The sequence below is a fragment of the Rhizobium favelukesii genome (assembly GCF_000577275.2).
GTDB lineage: Bacteria > Pseudomonadota > Alphaproteobacteria > Rhizobiales > Rhizobiaceae > Rhizobium > Rhizobium favelukesii.
In genome coordinates, this window is record NZ_HG916854.1 from 148,844 (window position 1) to 164,986 (window position 16,143).

At 59.3% G+C, this 16,143-nt stretch carries 13 protein-coding genes; 2 read left to right on the plus strand and 11 right to left on the minus strand.

Annotation, left to right across the window (positions count from 1 at the left end; all coding sequences use genetic code 11):
• Nucleotides 1–7 precede the first annotated feature (7 nt).
• A complete protein-coding gene (locus tag LPU83_RS60730) occupies nt 8–1,066 on the minus strand; it encodes an ABC transporter permease (RefSeq protein ID WP_024315004.1) in 1,059 nt (352 codons plus the stop codon).
• A complete protein-coding gene (locus LPU83_RS60735) occupies nt 1,063–2,544 on the minus strand; it encodes a sugar ABC transporter ATP-binding protein (RefSeq protein ID WP_024315005.1) in 1,482 nt (493 codons plus the stop codon). The genes LPU83_RS60730 and LPU83_RS60735 overlap by 4 nt, the downstream gene beginning before the upstream one ends.
• A gap of 235 nt (nt 2,545–2,779) precedes the next feature.
• On the opposite strand from LPU83_RS60735, the gene LPU83_RS60740 reads away from it, so the two are divergent.
• On the plus strand, nt 2,780–3,823 hold the full coding sequence (locus tag LPU83_RS60740; protein ID WP_024315006.1) for a substrate-binding domain-containing protein: 1,044 nt from the start codon (nt 2,780–2,782) through the stop codon (nt 3,821–3,823).
• Between the two features lie 75 nt (nt 3,824–3,898).
• Nucleotides 3,899–5,107, plus strand: coding sequence for an acyl-CoA dehydrogenase family protein (locus tag LPU83_RS60745; RefSeq protein WP_024315007.1), 1,209 nt, complete (start codon nt 3,899–3,901; stop codon nt 5,105–5,107).
• A 76-nt stretch (nt 5,108–5,183) separates the two neighbouring features.
• Here the strand turns inward: LPU83_RS60745 and LPU83_RS60750 are convergent, their stop codons facing one another.
• The 9 genes from LPU83_RS60750 to LPU83_RS60785 all read right to left on the minus strand — a co-directional run bounded on the left by LPU83_RS60750 (nt 5,184) and on the right by LPU83_RS60785 (nt 16,072).
• Nucleotides 5,184–6,401: an SfnB family sulfur acquisition oxidoreductase gene (locus tag LPU83_RS60750; protein WP_024315008.1), complete on the minus strand. Its 1,218-nt coding sequence runs from the start codon at nt 6,399–6,401 to the stop codon at nt 5,184–5,186.
• A 294-nt stretch (nt 6,402–6,695) separates the two neighbouring features.
• Nucleotides 6,696–6,878 carry a hypothetical protein gene (locus LPU83_RS74405; RefSeq protein ID WP_082321282.1) on the minus strand — a complete coding sequence of 61 codons (183 nt, stop codon included), beginning with the start codon at nt 6,876–6,878 and terminating at the stop codon, nt 6,696–6,698.
• A gap of 298 nt (nt 6,879–7,176) precedes the next feature.
• Nucleotides 7,177–7,416 (minus strand): hypothetical protein, encoded by a 240-nt coding sequence (locus tag LPU83_RS60755; protein WP_040680837.1) that lies wholly within the window; start codon nt 7,414–7,416, stop codon nt 7,177–7,179.
• A gap of 533 nt (nt 7,417–7,949) precedes the next feature.
• Nucleotides 7,950–8,246, minus strand: a complete 297-nt coding sequence (locus tag LPU83_RS60760) for a hypothetical protein (RefSeq protein WP_024315010.1) — start codon at nt 8,244–8,246, stop codon at nt 7,950–7,952.
• Between the two features lie 2,890 nt (nt 8,247–11,136).
• Nucleotides 11,137–12,570 carry an aldehyde dehydrogenase family protein gene (locus tag LPU83_RS60765; RefSeq protein ID WP_024315013.1) on the minus strand — a complete coding sequence of 478 codons (1,434 nt, stop codon included), beginning with the start codon at nt 12,568–12,570 and terminating at the stop codon, nt 11,137–11,139.
• Nucleotides 12,571–12,584: 14 nt separating this feature from the next.
• Nucleotides 12,585–13,319 (minus strand): MBL fold metallo-hydrolase, encoded by a 735-nt coding sequence (locus tag LPU83_RS60770; protein WP_024315014.1) that lies wholly within the window; start codon nt 13,317–13,319, stop codon nt 12,585–12,587.
• 4 nt (nt 13,320–13,323) lie between these two features.
• Nucleotides 13,324–14,421: an ABC transporter ATP-binding protein gene (locus LPU83_RS75910; protein ID WP_024315015.1), complete on the minus strand. Its 1,098-nt coding sequence runs from the start codon at nt 14,419–14,421 to the stop codon at nt 13,324–13,326.
• Nucleotides 14,418–15,209, minus strand: coding sequence for an ABC transporter permease (locus LPU83_RS60780; protein WP_024315016.1), 792 nt, complete (start codon nt 15,207–15,209; stop codon nt 14,418–14,420). The genes LPU83_RS75910 and LPU83_RS60780 overlap by 4 nt, the downstream gene beginning before the upstream one ends.
• Nucleotides 15,209–16,072, minus strand: a complete 864-nt coding sequence (locus LPU83_RS60785; RefSeq protein ID WP_024315017.1) for an ABC transporter permease — start codon at nt 16,070–16,072, stop codon at nt 15,209–15,211. The genes LPU83_RS60780 and LPU83_RS60785 overlap by 1 nt, the downstream gene beginning before the upstream one ends.
• Between the last annotated feature and the right edge of the window lie 71 nt (nt 16,073–16,143).

Consider the following 16,143-nt stretch of genomic DNA (forward strand, 5'->3'; position numbering starts at 1 on the left):
GTCAAGTTCAGCGATCGACGTTGCGGCCGAGCCCGTAGGTGAGGGCAAGCGCTCCGACTAAAACGGCACCCTTGACGAAGTCCTGCGTGTAGTAGGGAGCATTCAGCATGGTGAGACCGTTGAGAAGGACGCCGATGAAGACGGCGCCGACGACGGTGCCGAGCACGTTCGGGCGGCGCAGATTGAGAACGGCAAAGCCGATCAGCGCGGCCGCAACCGAATCCATCAGCAAAGAGCCGCCCGACGAGACGTCGCCACGTCCAACCCGGGCTGCGATGACGATGCCACCGAGGGAGGCAAGCGCTCCGGATATGACGTAAGCAAGGGTCTTCAAGCGCGGCGTGGATGCTCCAGCAAGCCGCGTAGCGACCTCGTTACCACCCGTTGCAAACAGCAGCCGGCCGATACGCGTGCGCTCGGTCAGGACGAAAAGGACGATGGCAACGACGATCATCAGCATGACGGAAACCGGGAGCGTGCCGAAGAGGCTGTAGCGGCCGATGAGGAGGAAGGCCGCATCATAGGCGCCTGTCGCCTTGGAGCCATTCGGCAGGACGAAGCCCGCGGAAATCGAACGCCCTCCCGTTGGAATGAGCTGGAGTCCCGAAAGCAGGAACATAACGGCGAGTGTCGCCAGCAGATCAGGCACGCGCAGACGTACGATCAGGAAAGCATTGAGAAGCCCGATCGCGGCGCCGAAGGCCAGAACCAGCGGCACTGTCGCAAAGGAATCAAGATGCCAGACGATCATCGCATAGCTTGCGGCCATGACGCTGGAGGCGGCGACGGCGCCAATCGAGAGATCGAAACCGCCGACGGCGAGTGTCACCGTAACGCCCGCACCAAGAATGGCAACGACGGACACGGCCTGCAGGATGCTCATCAGATTGCCGAGAGTGATGAAGGCCGGCTCGGCAATGGCAAAGCCAACGAGCATCAGGCAGAGCAGGATGAAGACGGCCCCTGAACGAAGGATTGCGCTCGCGGTTCCTTTCTGGCGGTCAATGCTCGGGGTCTCCGGCGTTTCGGCCTGTTGCGCGAGAGCCCCATCCTCGATCGTGGTCATGCATATGTTCCCTGAATGGCGGAAGAGACCGCATCGGTCGCAACCGGTCGCAGCGTGTGGCGATCGATGGTGAGGATGCGGTCGGCGACCTCGTGGGCCTCCTCCGGATCGGACGTGGCGATCAATGTGGCGCGGTCGGTGCGGGCGCGGATCGCCTCGATGATGTCGCGGCGTGCACCGACATCGACGCCCTGGAACGGTTCGTCGAGGAGGAGCAGTCGGCTCGGTTCCGCTTCCCACCGCGCAATCACCGCCTTCTGCTGGTTGCCGCCCGAGAGCGTCCAGATGGAGGCAAGTGGCCCCGCGGTCTTGATCCCAAGGCGGGCGATCGCGTCGCTCGCCTCACGTCTTTCGCGGCCGCCGAAAAGGAAACCGTTGCGATACCATTTGGCAAGATGCGGCAGGCTTATGGTCGCAGCCAGCGAATTGCCCGGCCAGGCGGGCGGCATCAGTGAGGAGCGATGGCGATCCTCCGCTGCCATGGCGACGCCGGCGGCAATCGCGTCGGCAGGAGATTTCGGTCTGTGCGGTCGACCGCCGAGCAACATCTCGCCGCCGGCGAGGCGTGCGACGCCGAAGATCGCGGAAAGCAGCCTGCTCTTTCCGGCGCCGAGCACCCCGGTCACGGCGACGACTTCGCCTTCACGCAGTAGCAGATCGAAAGGGTCGCTCGCGGGCACCAGTTGTGCGTTTCGCATCTCGAAGACTGCTGGCCCCGTCGCCAGTCGTGCGTCCGGTCGTGCGGCATCCAGCCTGCGGCCGATCATCGTTTCGATCGCGCTCGGGAAATCGATTGGCCTTTTGAAGCTGCCGACGACGCGCCCGCCACGCATGACGACGGCGCGATCGGCGATGGCCTCGAGGTCCGCCGTCCGGTGCGATATGTAAAGGATAGCAAGCCCCTCGGCGCGCAGGCGCAGCAAAATATCGAAGAGCCGACGGGTTTCGTCGCCTGAAAGGCTCGCCGTCGGCTCGTCGAGGATTAAGAGATCGGCTCTGTTGGCCAGCGCGCGGGCGATCGCGACCAGTTGCCGGTCGGCGGCGGATAGATCGCCGAAATCTCGATCGAGCGCGAGCGAAAAACCAATGGCGTCGAGCATGGCCTTTGCCTCGCGGCGGATGCTCCTGCGCGAGACGAAGAAAGGCGTGCTGCGCTCGGCAAAGCGGTGGAGGAGCAGGGCGTCCGCCACCGTCAGACCGGCAGCACCGACGATATCGGTCGATTGATGCACTGTCGCGATGCCGGCCTTTGCCGCCTCGGAGGGTGTCCTTGGGGTGAAGGGGCGATCATCCAGCCTCATCGTGCCGCCATCGGCTTCCAGCACGCCCGAAAGGATCTTGACCAGCGTCGATTTGCCGGCGCCGTTTGCGCCCATGAGGGCAACGATTTCTCCGGGTTTAATCAACAGATGTGCGCCGGCAAGTGCGCGGGTCGAGCCGAAGCTGCGGGTGAGATTTTCAACATGAAGAAGCGGCATCTGGCGGCGTCCCGGGGTCTGCTTTCCGGGCGACATATTGGCTTGCATGGCTGCTCAACTTCCAGGCAAGCCATTGCCGCCGAGACGTTTCAAACAGAACAAAGAATCTCTCAAAGGCCGCAAAATCGGATCATTTAATCTACTAAAATTATAGAGTTTATATCTAATAATTTCATGTGTCGCGGGGATTTATCGTCCGTCAGACGACGCTTGCTATGACCAGAGGAACGCGACGATGAAATCTCTTGCACGGCTTGCTTTGAGCGCCGCCATCTCATTGATGTTTGCCCAGGCCTCCTTCGCCGACGGCCTTGCCGGTGCACCCGCTCCCTTCGACAAGGGGGGCGTCAAGATAGCGCTGATCAGCTATATTTCCGCCGGCGACTTCTTCCAGGCCTACCAGGCCGGCGCTGAAGCACAGGCCAAAGCGCTCGACATCGACCTGCGGGTCTTCCCCGGCCGTCAGGATGCGGCAGAGCAGCGCGAGCAGGTGCTGCAGGCGATCAATCTTGGCGTATCCGCTCTCGTGATCGACCACGGTCTGCCGGAATCGCTCGCCGATGTGGCGCAGCAGGCGCTGGACAAGGGCATCAAGGTTGTTGCGTTCGACGTGAACCTCAACAATCCGAGAATTCCCCAGGTGGAACAGAGCGACCACGAGCTCGCCCAGCTTGCGCTCGATCAAGCGGTGAAGGACAACGGTGCGAGCTTCAATGCCGCCTATGTCTATGTTGCAGGCTTTGCGCCTCTCGATCGGCGCAACGAGGTCTGGGACAAGTTCAAGTCACAGAATTCGGGCGTCGTGGAGAAGACGCGCTTCGGCGTCGTCAACGACACGACGGCAACCTCGACGGCCGATCAGGCGAAGGCGGCCCTGAGCGCCAATCCGGACGCCACCGTCGTCTTTGCGCCCTATGACGAGTTCGCCCGCGGCGTGAAGCTTGCCGCAAACGATCTCGGCATCGCCGGGAAGCTGAAGATCTATTCGGCCGACGTTTCGACAGCCGACATTCAGGAAATCACCGAGGAAGGAAGCCCGTGGGTGGCGACGGTTGCAACGAACCCGGCCGTTGTCGGCGCAGTGTCCGTGCGTGCGGCAGCGCTCCAGGTGGCTGGTGAGGAGGTGCCCCCACAGATCGTCGTCAAGCCGACGCTCCTGACCCAGGAAAGCCTGCGGGCGGCAGGCGTCAAGACGATCGAGGAATTGGCGCAGAAGATCCCGGCCTTCAGCACGAGCGACGCGGCGACCGCACACTGGATCCCGGACAAGCTTTTTTGATCCGCCTGCCTCGATCCCTCGCGGGGGCTTTGCGGCCTCCGCCGATCCCATTTCAATGAGTCGGAGTTCAGAACCATGAGCCAATCCAACGTCGTCTTCGCAACCAGCCGCAATATAACCCGAGAAGACCTCTTTGCCCGCGCCGTGGAAATCTCGGCGGCGATTTCCGGACGCGCCGCAGACCTTGACCGCGAAGGTCGTCCGCCGCTTGCCGAGATCATCAAGCTGAAAAATGCCGGTCTGTTGAATGCATTGCACCCGCCTGAGATCGGTGGCGGTGGTCTTGACTGGGTCGATGGCCTGAGGCTGGTGCGCATTCTCGCGCGGGGCGAGAGCTCCATAGGTCAGCTCCTCGGCTATCACTACGTCAACAGCCAGTATATCTACTGGGCGCTGGAGGAAGCGCGCGCCCGGGCTCTCGCGAACGAAACAGTTGCAAAAAATCTCTACTGGGGCGCTGCGGTCAATCCGCGTGATCCCGGCCTCGTGCTGACACGGCGAGGCAACGGCTATGTGCTCAACGGGCGCAAGTCCTTTTCCACCGCCGCGCATGTCTCCGATTACATCAATGCCAATGCGAGTCTCAACGACAAGGTCGTCGGCTTTGCCGTTCCGACAAGCCGTCCGGGCTATTTCGCCAATGACGACTGGGACAATTTCGGCCAGCGCCTGTCCGACAGCGGCAGCGTCGAGTTCCGCGACTTCGCAGTCTACGAAGAAGACTTTGTCGGTGCGCCTGCTGCGCCGGACGCCGCACCGGCGGTGCTTTCGACCTTTAACACGCCGCTTATCCAGCTGGTTTTCGTGAATTTCTACCTCGGCACGGCTGAGGGTGCGCTTGCGGCCGCGGTCGACTACGTCCGCACGACAACGCGGCCGTGGGTAACATCGGGCGTCCAGCGTGCAGCTGAGGATCCATATATCCTCCAGCGCGTCGGTGAGTTCACGGCCTCGTTGAAGGCATCCGCAGCCCTTGCCGACAGTGCGGCCGCAGTCGTTCAAGCTGGTCTCGCCAAGGGCCATCACGTGACGGCTCGCGAACGCGGCGAAGCGGCGGCGGAGGCCTATGCGGCCAAGATAAACGCCACGAATGTCTCGCTGGACATCACGTCGGGGATCTTCGAACTGACCGGTGCGCGCTCTACGGCCGAAAGATACCGCTTCGATCGGTTCTGGCGAAACGTTCGCACCCACACCCTCCATGATCCCGTCTTCTACAAGGCAAAGGAGGTCGGCGAATTCGTGCTGAACGACAAGATACCAGAGGTCAGCCTCTACAGCTGAAATCCTGTCGATCTGAATGAGCAAGAACCCCATTCCCGAAATCGGGAACGGGGTTCGTCATTTTGGGAGGATGTGATCACAGTGCGCCATTCTTCGGTGGAATGACGCCGTTTAGATGATAGTTGCCGACGACATGGTATTTCCAGCGCACTGGGTCGTGCAGCGTGTGTGTTCGGGCATTGCGCCAATGGCGATCGAGGTTCAGGCCGAGCTTTACCGAGGAGGTGCCGGCGAGCTCGAAGAGCGTATTGGTTGCCTCGATCGCAATCTCGGTCGTGAGCACTTTGGCGGCGGCAACGGCGAGCGTCGCCGCCACAACCTCCTCCTCGGTCGTTGCGATTTGCGCCCGATCAACCTTTCGGCCGGCATGTTTGACGGTTGCACTAGCTGCTTCCAGCCGGACGGCAATCTGGCCAATCCTCGCAATCGTTAGCGGATCGTCGCATGCGCGCTCGACGCCGCTGTCCATCCAGGGGCGCGACTTGGTGCGCACGAATTCCAGCATCTCGGCAAACGCTGCACGGGCAATGCCGAGATCGATCCCGGCGTGGATGATCTGGCCAACGGAGCCGATCGTCGAAGGGCGCTCAAAACCCTTATGATGGGATACAATAGAATCCGCACCGACGTAGACATTGTTTAAAATCGTTGTGCCGCTGCCGGTCGTGCGTTGACCGAAGCCATCCCAATCGTCGATGACCTCCACGCCGTCCGTTTCCTTTGGAACGATGGCCATGACCAGTCGGTCGGTTTCACTCAGCGCGAAGATCGCAATCCAATCGGCAAACAGCACCCCTGTCGAATAGTATTTTCTGCCATTGATGCGGTAGCCGAAGCCGTCGCGGGTGATACGGGTTTCATAGTGGCCGACGGTTTTCGTGCCTCGCTCGGAAAGTGCGTTGCCGAACCGGTCGCCTGCAAGCGCACGGGCAAAGAAATGGCGCTTCTGTTCCTCCGTCCCGTTGGTGCGAAGCGCTTCTAGAATATAGAAGTGGTTCTGCGGGATCTGGCCGATCGAGCCGTCGGCCTCGGAGAGAATGGCGGTGATCTCCGCGAGAACTGCGTTCGACACATCCAGGCCACCGTATTCTTCCGGCACCGTGATGGCCAGCAGCCCGGATTGCGACAGCGCGTTGAGCTCCGCGAAGGGCAGCAGCCTCTCGTGATCTCGCCTTGACGCTGTTGCACCAAATCGTTCGGCGAGCTCGCGCGCGACAACGATGGCTTGCTGCTCATTTTCGAGCCGCGTCGCAGCGGGACGATCCAAGGTGAGATGGTGCAATTGCGCGTTCATGGGCTGCCTCCGATTTATTCGGCGCCACGATGCAGCATTCGCTGGTGTGCTTCGAGGAAAGACTTTTCCTTTTTGGCAGACGCTTCAGGTCGGTGTTTCTTTGTCCATAGAATTGGTAGATAATTACTGCGATAGAATTGATCTTCTGCGTAAGTGCTGCGAGAAGGTCTTGAGTTGGTCTCCTGTACTTCCTCATCGAGCATCCATTGAAGCAACGAGGCGTTGCTTTCGCTTGCAGGGCGGTCAGCGACTGATCAACGAAAAAATCTCCGCTCGCGCCGCCTAACTGCCTAACTATCTAAATCTGGGCGGCTTCGGCGAAGCGTTGGCCTGTATCTCATGAAGCGGAGCGTGCTTGCCCAGCAGTCGCCGCAAGGTGCGCTCTTCCGCGGGTGATAAACCAAGTTTTTTACAGAGTTCCGCGACATCATGCTCATTCGGTCGAGGCATTCGAACCTTATTCATTGCGTGTGACATGACTGTTTTCCTCCTGCTGGGGAAACGCTAAACGCGCCGACGGTTTCATGGCGGCGCCTAGAATGTGCCACTGCAGCCGCAGACACGACCGCTTTTTTGAACGGCTATGGGGCGGACGCACGCGTCATCGACAAACGTTTCCCAGCACTATTCGTTGAGATTGATCAGCTTGCATAAAAGTGCCCGGCGCTGGGGGCAGCACCGGGCCTAAAAACACTGGCACTTTGGGCGATACCAGTCGGCAACGACTTTGGGCGTGCGTTGCTAAGAATAAAACGCTGCGCGGGATCGAAGGTTCCTAGTGCCAATAGCTGCGATTTTCGGCCGACGATCGTCCGAGGAGGTATCCGATCCCGAATGCCAGAGTTCCTATGGCGAGCACGAGTGTCGTCGCCGTATGCGGATGCCGTGCCGCGCCAACTGCAAGCGCGTTGGTTTCGCGTTTCACCGCGTCGGTCGCCGTCCTCGCGGCTTTACGTACGCCTTCTGGCTGGTCCGTAGGCGATCCGGTGAAGCCCGCGTTCAATTCCTCTGCCATTTTGTCTTCTCCTTCGTTGTGGGAGGAGAACGGACCGGAGAAGTAGGAGTTCCTCGAAAATCGGAAGGCCGAAGCGGTCTGCGCGAATGTCAGCGAATTTTCTATCCAATGCCAAAGTGCTTGAGAATCGGATGCACAGTGCACCAGATGGTGGAGAGTGAACTCGTTGCTTTCGCTGTGGTATCCCAAGGCGCCAAGTGCGGCCGCGATCATTCTTGGCCTTCTGGCGTCTGCGCCGTTCACGGCCTGCTCGCTCACAAACCGATCGCTTCGGTGAGTTGCGCGAGCGCCATGCTCACTTCATTTCCGCCTGCATGCTCCAGATGCGAAATGTTAACGTCGATCGATGCGACATTCCAGGATTAACGGAGCCAACCACGCTATCGTCGACTTGGTGTCATTCAAGATTGTGGGGGATGGTCCGCCGTACGGCGCAATATGCCTTGCGGGAAAACCAGCGGAAAACCCAATTCTGGGGTTTCCGCCGGCGACGCATGAAGCCGCTATTCAGCGCTCCCATATTATGCAACGGCTTAGTTATTGTTGTCAGCACAGGTGTCTTCTGTGTTCTCCGTGCCGCTGTTGCCGCCTTGGGTCTGCAGCGATCCCTTGCCGTTCACGCTCTTGCAGTTTTGCTTATTGAGCGTGCGCGCGGTGCTGTTGGTTACTGTTTTGTCGACCTTCTTCATTTTCATGGTGTCGCTTGCGGCGCCGTTAGTTGTATGATTCTTGTCCATCGTTGATCCGGCGGGAGCCGGGTTGGATTGAGCGAGGGCCGAGCCAGCTAGGGCGACGGAAAGCAGCGAAGCTGCCAGTAGCTTAAATCGCATGTTATCCTCCTTAGAGGTTGCATCATTGCAACGAGATGGAAACAGCGTCCGCGGGTCATTGTTCCGGATCAACGCTGAATGCAGCCCCATGGAGGTCTTCTAGGCCGCAGACACCCAAATGCTTGCGCGGGGCTCCGCCTCGACGCGCGCTACTGCCACTCTTCGAAACCATTTTGTTCAACAGCCGCTCATAGTCTTCGCGATACGCAACTCTTCCCAACCTCTCGGTGTGACGGCAGCGGTCGATCTCTCACCTCCGACCATGGCCACTCCACTACCATTGCTTGCGCTTGGGCCGGAATCCTCCAGCAGTAGCCGACCGACCGACACGTTCGAGTTCATTTTCTTGTAAGATTTGCTTGATCGCGACCATGATCTCAGTCGTACTGTCGTCCTAGATTGGGAACCTGCTCAAGGTCGACCTGACGCTGGCCCCGACCGCTCAGGAGCAAATGCGCGCTCCACCGAACATCATCAATCACACGAGACGTTGATGTTTTAATGGGAGGATCGAGGCAGAGGTAGCGAGGCAGCAGCGACGGGTCCTTTGACGTCGAACGAAGAGATTAGCGGCAGCAATACTCGCTTCAAGATTAGTTCAACTCCTCTGACATTGCGCATTCATGGCCAAGCCTCCTCGTTCTCAGCCTCTTCAGGCCGACTCCCAGCCACGCCTTCCATTTGATCCAATGCCTGATCGCGGCGAGCGCGCCTGGCATGATCAAAGAATATTTCAAAGTTGAGCGCGCTTTTCCCCGCGCGCAACGAATCGGGTGACCAACGGCAAAGAAAAAAGGTCGGCACCTCCCTCCGCGCCGACCTTTCTCAATCTGCCTCAACAACAACTGCCAGTACATCCGTGGTCGGTCGCTGGAGACATGATGAGTTGAATTTAGCTCAAGTTGGCGTTGCGTCAAGTACGGCTTACGAAGCAAGTCGCCGCCACTGAACGATGCGCTCGGCCTTTGCCTAACTCCGCCGTGAGCGAGTATCCTGTCTCTCCGTCACTGTGCGGCCGCTTGCACGATCCGCGCCTCTATCAACCAACCGCTCGATCGATCTCGACCCAGCTTGCGCTCTCTCATCGATAGTCTCGCATTCCGGATCCTCGGAACATGGACAGGAGGATAGACTCGAGCTTTGCGTCGCGGCCGATATCGCTCTCGCTTGCTCTTCGCCCTTTAGATTTTCGCGTAGCTCCTCGAAACACGGAATGCCGAAGGCTGGGTTGTCCGGTGGCGACGGATCGCAGGCGGATTGGTGGCCGCGCTCGAAACTCAGGCGAGTCGAGTGACGGCGGTCAAGCTCTGGATCAACTGCGCCTCTTGTTCGACGGACGGACCGCCCCTCCTTCGTTCTCCCATGTGGCGAGAGCATTCGGATCGGCGTTCCGCCTACGTCGTTTCGACGCAGGGTAGTTCTTGGACGGAATAGTGCCGGCTTGAATCCTACGGATGACAATGGCCTCGTCATGAGACGCATCGCCTTCTGCGGTTTCCATATCGGCGGTTGCATAGTTTGCGCGCTTGAGAACGCGTTGCAACGTCGAGGGCTCATTGTCCCGGCGTTGATTGTACACGGGAGACATCACGCCGCCCTCCTTTGGTTGGGGCGAAGGTCTTGCCCTCTGGCGGCAGGGCCCGGTTCATATGCTGCTGGTAACAAACACTCTGCGCTCAGAATAAGTCACAGGAGAGGCGCAGCCGTTTTATTGCGTTGACTTTCACGCCGATAGGGAGCGCTGTGTGTGCAAGGTCTTGCGACCAAACGTCGAGCCTCGCCAAGCAAAGACATCACGGCCGACACGAAGGAGGCCAACATGCCGTCCACTTACACAGCCCGATATCAGTGGGAGAAAATCGTTCGCGCCGTCCGTACCTACGACTACCAAGATATAGCGACCAACTTGGCGGTCCTAATAGCCATGTTTATTTTAGTCGCGATAGCGTCGTATCTGTTCTTGCGCGCTTAAGGGCAGCAGACGCCGAAGTCACCTTCCAAAGCCCTAAGGCAGTAGTTCCTAAGCCCCTGGACGGCGCTGGAAAGTGGCTGTTGTCGACAATAAGTACGCCGCTGACTTCGCAGCGGAATGCTCCGTCCGCTTCGCTACAACTACGCCAGTTCCGGAGTCTGTTGCCGATTCCATGCCACAAATCTCCCCTGTTCTTAACATCCTTCTCGCGGTTGCGTTTTGGACGCGCTGCGGATTCAAAAAGCTGAAATTAAAGGGGGCCCGGGCCTTTAAGTTAGGATAGTCGTGACAAGCATGCCTGTCTGGCGCGCAGATGCTATTCAAGCCAGTATTGTCATTGGACCGGAACTTTGTTCCCAAAAAACAAGAGCCCGGCGCTAGCGGAGCACCGAGCCCCTTGACTGGCGTTTTAGGGCGATGCCAGTCACCGCGCAACGTTGAATTGGGCTGCGTTGCATAGGTAGAACCTTTGTGCGCGGGAATGGTTCCCTAACGCTCGTCGGATTCGCGACGAGCTAGTCAGCCCGATAGGTCGTCTTGTTTGGCGGCTCTTCCTCAAAAAGAGCATCATGCACTGGACAGTTACTCCTGGTCGATGACGCCGACAATTGCATGAATTCCACCTTGCGCTTCCAGATCCTTTTGCCCGCTCTCGAGGCCAATTGATCATTCTGTCATACGCACGAGAGTCACCCTTCTCGGAAAGTTGCTTTCCAAACCGCGAATCTCCGCTGCCCTAGCCTTTCGAGGTGAGCATCCGCTCGCACGCATAAACTGTCCGCTACGCGATTATCGAAAAGCTGTATCGGCAAACCTCCAGCCCATTCAGAACTTGAAGGATGCTATTACACCCGCCATTACACCCATGTCGGCTGATCCTGCTGCCTCCCGCAAACGCGGTCTTCTCGCGGTCCCTGCTCAGGCTGCATCGGGACGGTGGAGCGTCTTGACCTCTAAGAAATCCTCAAGTCCAAACATCCCGCCTTCGCGCCCATTGCCCGATTGTTTATAGCCGCCGAAGGGACTCCCGTAGCGATAGGGCGCGCCATTAATATGGACCATTCCTGCCCGCAGCTTTGCCGCCACGCGCTCGGCGCGCGCGAGATCGCTGGTCTGAACGTACGCCGCGAGGCCGTAGCTGGTATCATTGGCGATCGCGATCGCTTCGTCTTCCGTCTCAAACGGCATGATGGTCAGCACCGGCCCGAACACCTCCTCGCGGGCAATTCGCATCGAGTTGTCGACATCGACGAAGATCGTCGGCTTGACGAAATACCCCACCTCGTAACCGTCAGGCCTGCCGGCACCACCTGTCAGGAGTCGAGCTCCTTCGGCAATACCCGCTTCGATCAGCGCCTGCACCCGCGCGAACTGTATGTCGCTGACCAAGGGGCCGATATGGGTTCCTTCCTGCGCCGGCTGGCCGACGCTGACCTCACGACCGACGCGCTCAGCGATTTCGAGCGTCCTCGCATAGACCGGCTTCTGCACCAGCAGACGGGTCGGCGCATCGCAGGATTGCCCAGAATTGTTGAAGCATTCAAGGATGCTGCCGGTGACGCGATCTTCAAGGTCGGCATCGTCGAAGACGATGTTAGGAGACTTGCCCCCGAGCTCCAGCGTCACACGCTTGACTGTATCGGCCGCATCCTTGCTAACGGCGATACCAGCACGCGTCGAACCGGTAAACGATACCATGTCAACGTCGGCGTGTTTCGATAGCGCTGCACCCGCGTTGAGACCGTCACCATTGACGAGGTTGAACGCGCCGGCCGGAAAACCGGCCTCGTGGATCATCTCGGCATAGAGCATCGCGTTGAGTGGCGTGAACTCGCTCGGTTTCAGCACGCATGTCGAGCCGGTAGCAAGGGCAGGCACCACTTTCAGCGCAATCTGGTTGATCGGCCAGTTCCAGGGCGTAATAAGGCCGCAGACGCCAATTGGCTCGCGTAAAAGAATGTCGCCATTTTGCAATTCCTCGCGCATGGAAAGGCGCTTCAAGGCATCGATAAAGCCTTGAAGATGACCAACACCCACATCCGCCTGCTGTTCCCGGCTCATGGTGATCGGCGCCCCGAGCTCGAGCGTGATCGTCTGGGCCATCTCCTCGTAGCGACGCTTGTAGATGTCGAGAAGCTTTTCCAGAAGTGCGAGGCGCTCGTCGACGCTCGAGCGGCCGTAGGTTGCAAATGCGGTCTTGGCGGCGGCCACGGCGCGATCGATATCGACGGCAGTGCCCATCGAGATGACCGCAACGGGCTTTTCCGAGGCGGGATTGAGAACCTCGAGATCATTTGCCGCAAGGGGAACAACCCATTCGCCGTTGATATAGAATTTACGCTTGTCGAGCATGTCCTGTCCTCCCGTCACATCTTTTTCTGTTTGTTTTTCAGCCAATCGGTGATCAGCGCGCGGTATCGCTCACCGCTGAAGCTCGGAAAATGCCCGCCGTGCACGACGCGGGCCGGAATTGTCAAAAGTCGCTCCATCGAGGCGACATAATCCGTCGCGTCGGAATGATAGGTGTCCTCGATCAACGGCCCGTCATAGAGGAAATCGCCGGAAAAAAGCGTCTCGGTCTTTGCTTCCCACAGGGCGATTCCGCCGGGAGAGTGACCGGGAGTGTGGATAACGTCGAACGTTCGATCACCGAGATCAATCACGTCGCCATCCTCCAAAATGCGCGTCGCCGCGGCCTTCTTCACGCCGTAGCATTTCGAGCAATAGGGTTGCGGCGGCAGCGCATCGAAAATTCCGTCGGTGACGTAAGGGTCGGCAAGCGTATTTGCCCTGGTGGGGTTCGCAATCAGGTCGGCCTCCGCGCTATGCACCGCGCGGCACTCGAATTCGTGGTGGCAACCGATATGGTCGAAATGCGTGTGACTGGCGACGGCGATCACCTCGCGCTCCGTCACCAGCGGCACCCATTCGCGCAGCGAGACGACCCCCATGCCGCTATCGACGAGCAAGTCTCGGTCGCGGCCGCGCACGTGCCAGATATTGCAGCGATAGAACTCCTGAATAAACGGCTCCGAGATCGCCGTAACGCCGTCGTCCAGGCGCCGGGTCTGATACCACTTGTCCGGGCTGATGCGTTCCATTGGATCAATTCCTGGCGTGGTCTGGCAAAGCTACGATATCGGCCGGATTGACGGCAAGCGCAACGCGCGTGCCTTCCACAAGCTCCGCCGATTGCGGCATGTGTGCGACAATCGAGAGACCCGGCGCGTCTGTTGCTTTGAGATGGCAGCGGTAATGCGTTCCAAAAAATGCGATGCCTGTCACGACGGCTTCGCCAAGAGCCGTCCCCAGTTCAGCCGCTTCGGTTGCGCGCCGGAAGTGCTCCGGTCGTATGCACAACGTTACAGTCCGGCCTTCGACTGGTGCCCCGCCTGTGAAATTGCTTCGCGCGATGACTATGCTGCCGATTGGCGTCTCGAGTTTGGCGCCGCCAACGTCGACACTCTTGACCTTCGCTGGAACAAAGTTCGCCTCGCCCATGAAACCGGCCGAAAAGCGCGAGCGGGGCCGCATGTAGATGTCGGACGGCGGTCCACAATCCTCGATTTTGCCCTGGTTCATCACCACGATCCTGTCTGCGATCGCCATGGCCTCTTCCTGGTCATGGGTGACGTGGACGAAAGTCGTTCCGACGCGTTTCTGGATCGATTTCAACTCGTCCTGCATCTGCCTGCGAAGCTTGAGGTCGAGGGCGCCGAGCGGCTCATCGAGCAGCAACACGTCGGGGTCGACGGCCAGAGCCCGGGCCAGAGCGACACGCTGGCGCTGACCGCCCGAAAGCTCATGCGGCTTCTTGTCGGCAGAAGCCTTGAGGCCGACAAGGTCGAGGAAGCCCTTGGCGCGCTCCTCGCGCTCGGCCTTGCCGACGCCGCGCATTCTGAGGCCAAAGCCGACATTGTCCTTGAGCTTCATATGCGGGAACAGCGCGTAGTCCTGAAACATCGTTGTCGTCGGACGTCTCGCCGGCGGGACGTTGGTCATGTCCCTGCCGCCGATCGCGATCCGCCCCTTCGTCGGCGACAGGAAGCCTCCAAGGATGGACAGAAGTGTGGTCTTGCCGCAGCCGGACGGCCCGAGAAGGACGATGAATTCGCCCGCAGCGATGTCGAGGGAAACGTCATCGAGCGCCGTGAAGCTGCCGAAGGTTTTCGTCGCGTTCTCGATTGAAACCGGAGCGGTCATGATTTTTTTGTCCTTCCGAACAGGAACACTTCCAGCATGATCAGCACGGTGACGGAAACGAGGAACACCAGTGAGCCGATGGCATTGGTCTTGGGGTTGAGGCCCGAACGAAGCAGGCTCCAGATTTCGACGGGCAGCGTCACGTCGAAGCGCGACAGCAGGAAGGCGATGATGAACTCATCCCAGCTGAAGGTCATCGACAGGAAGAAGGAGGCAAGCAGCGACGGCAGTAGCATCGGTGCCGTCACCAAGGCCATGACCTTGACATCACTCGCGCCGAGATCGCGCGCCGCGCGCTCGATGTTGATGTGATGATCCCCCATCGACGAATAGATGATCGCAAAGCAAAGCGGCAGATTGATCACCACGTGACCGATGCCGACCGTCCAGAGCGAAAGGCTGATGCCCAACACGTTGAGGACGGTCAAAAGCCCAAGCGCAATGATGAGGTAGCTGACTGTCATCGGCGCGATGAGCAATCCGCGTTGCCAGGCAGAGCCCGGCAGCTTGAAGCGCGCGAGCGCATAGGCGGACAGAAATCCGAGAAGGCAAGCGACGAAAGACGATATCGTCGCCACCAGGAAGGAGTGCAGCAACGCAGACATCAGCTTGCGATCGGCAAAGACCGCTTCATACCACTGCAGGGAAAATCCGTTGAACGGCGGCACCGGCAGGCGTCCATCCTGGAAAGAAAACAGCACAAGCACGATCACCGGCAGGAAAATGAAGCCGAAGATCAGAGCTGCGTAGACGCTCGAGACGATGCCGGTGATCGTGTTGCGTGTCATTACGTCCTCTCGATCTTTAGCCACCGCGCACAGGCGACATATGCCGCGGTAACGGCGAGCATCAGAATGATCGAGAGTGCGGCGGCCATCGGGAAATCGGCACGACGACCGAGCTGCAGCATGATGATTTGCGGCAGCACAAGCTCATTGTTGCCGCCAAGAATCTGCGGCGTGACGTAATCGCCAATGCAGAGCACGAAGGTCAGGAAAGCCCCGGTCATGATACCCGGCATGGTCAGCGGCAAGATGACGTGCCGGAACGTCTGATATGCATTTGCCCCGAGATCGGCGGCCGCGCGGCGATAATTTGGCGAAAGCTGCACCAGATTGGCATAGATCGTCAGAGTGAGAAGCATCACGAAGAAATGGACAAAACCGATCACCGTCGCCGTGCGGTTGCTGGCAAGTTCCAGTGGTTCACTGATGACGCCCAAGTTCATCAGTGTCTGATTGATGACGCCGTTGCGCGACAGCACGAGCAGCCAGGAATAAGAGCGCACGACGTAGGATGTCCAGAACGGCAGGACCGCAAGGATCAGCGCCGTTCGCTGGAATTTCTGCGGCACCCGCTCGGCGATGATCCAGGCCAGAGGATAGGCAAGCAGGATCGAGAGAACCGTCACGATGGCGGTGATTTCCAGGGAATTCGTCAGTCCCCGGAAAAGCGCGCCCTTCTCGAAAAAGGCGATGTAATTGCCAAAGTTCCAGACGCGGACGATCGAGCCTCCCTGCTGCGCCCGGAGGCTCATGGCGGCCATGAACAGAAACGGTGCCACGAAGAAGACGACCGTCCAGGCAAGCGCCGGGGCAACGAAACCCCAGGCCTTGCGGCGCTCTGTATCCTCAAGCGAAATAACAGCCATGGGCAAGCCTCCGACTTCCTCTCCCGTTGGCGGGGAGAGGGCAAGGTGATCGCACTCGCGAAAGGACAAAG

Excerpts from the sequence above, each read along its gene's own strand:
- LPU83_RS60730 (WP_024315004.1), bottom strand. The coding sequence starts at position 1,066 with ATGACCACGATCGAGGATGGGGCTCTCGCGCAACAGGCCGAAACGCCG.
- LPU83_RS60735 (WP_024315005.1), bottom strand. The coding sequence starts at position 2,544 with ATGCCGCTTCTTCATGTTGAAAATCTCACCCGCAGCTTCGGCTCGACC.
- LPU83_RS60740 (WP_024315006.1), top strand. The coding sequence starts at position 2,780 with ATGAAATCTCTTGCACGGCTTGCTTTGAGCGCCGCCATCTCATTGATG.
- LPU83_RS60745 (WP_024315007.1), top strand. The coding sequence starts at position 3,899 with ATGAGCCAATCCAACGTCGTCTTCGCAACCAGCCGCAATATAACCCGA.
- LPU83_RS60750 (WP_024315008.1), bottom strand. The coding sequence starts at position 6,401 with ATGAACGCGCAATTGCACCATCTCACCTTGGATCGTCCCGCTGCGACG.
- LPU83_RS74405 (WP_082321282.1), bottom strand. The coding sequence starts at position 6,878 with ATGTCACACGCAATGAATAAGGTTCGAATGCCTCGACCGAATGAGCAT.
- LPU83_RS60755 (WP_040680837.1), bottom strand. The coding sequence starts at position 7,416 with ATGGCAGAGGAATTGAACGCGGGCTTCACCGGATCGCCTACGGACCAG.
- LPU83_RS60760 (WP_024315010.1), bottom strand. The coding sequence starts at position 8,246 with ATGCGATTTAAGCTACTGGCAGCTTCGCTGCTTTCCGTCGCCCTAGCT.
- LPU83_RS60765 (WP_024315013.1), bottom strand. The coding sequence starts at position 12,570 with ATGCTCGACAAGCGTAAATTCTATATCAACGGCGAATGGGTTGTTCCC.
- LPU83_RS60770 (WP_024315014.1), bottom strand. The coding sequence starts at position 13,319 with ATGGAACGCATCAGCCCGGACAAGTGGTATCAGACCCGGCGCCTGGAC.
- LPU83_RS75910 (WP_024315015.1), bottom strand. The coding sequence starts at position 14,421 with ATGACCGCTCCGGTTTCAATCGAGAACGCGACGAAAACCTTCGGCAGC.
- LPU83_RS60780 (WP_024315016.1), bottom strand. The coding sequence starts at position 15,209 with ATGACACGCAACACGATCACCGGCATCGTCTCGAGCGTCTACGCAGCT.
- LPU83_RS60785 (WP_024315017.1), bottom strand. The coding sequence starts at position 16,072 with ATGGCTGTTATTTCGCTTGAGGATACAGAGCGCCGCAAGGCCTGGGGT.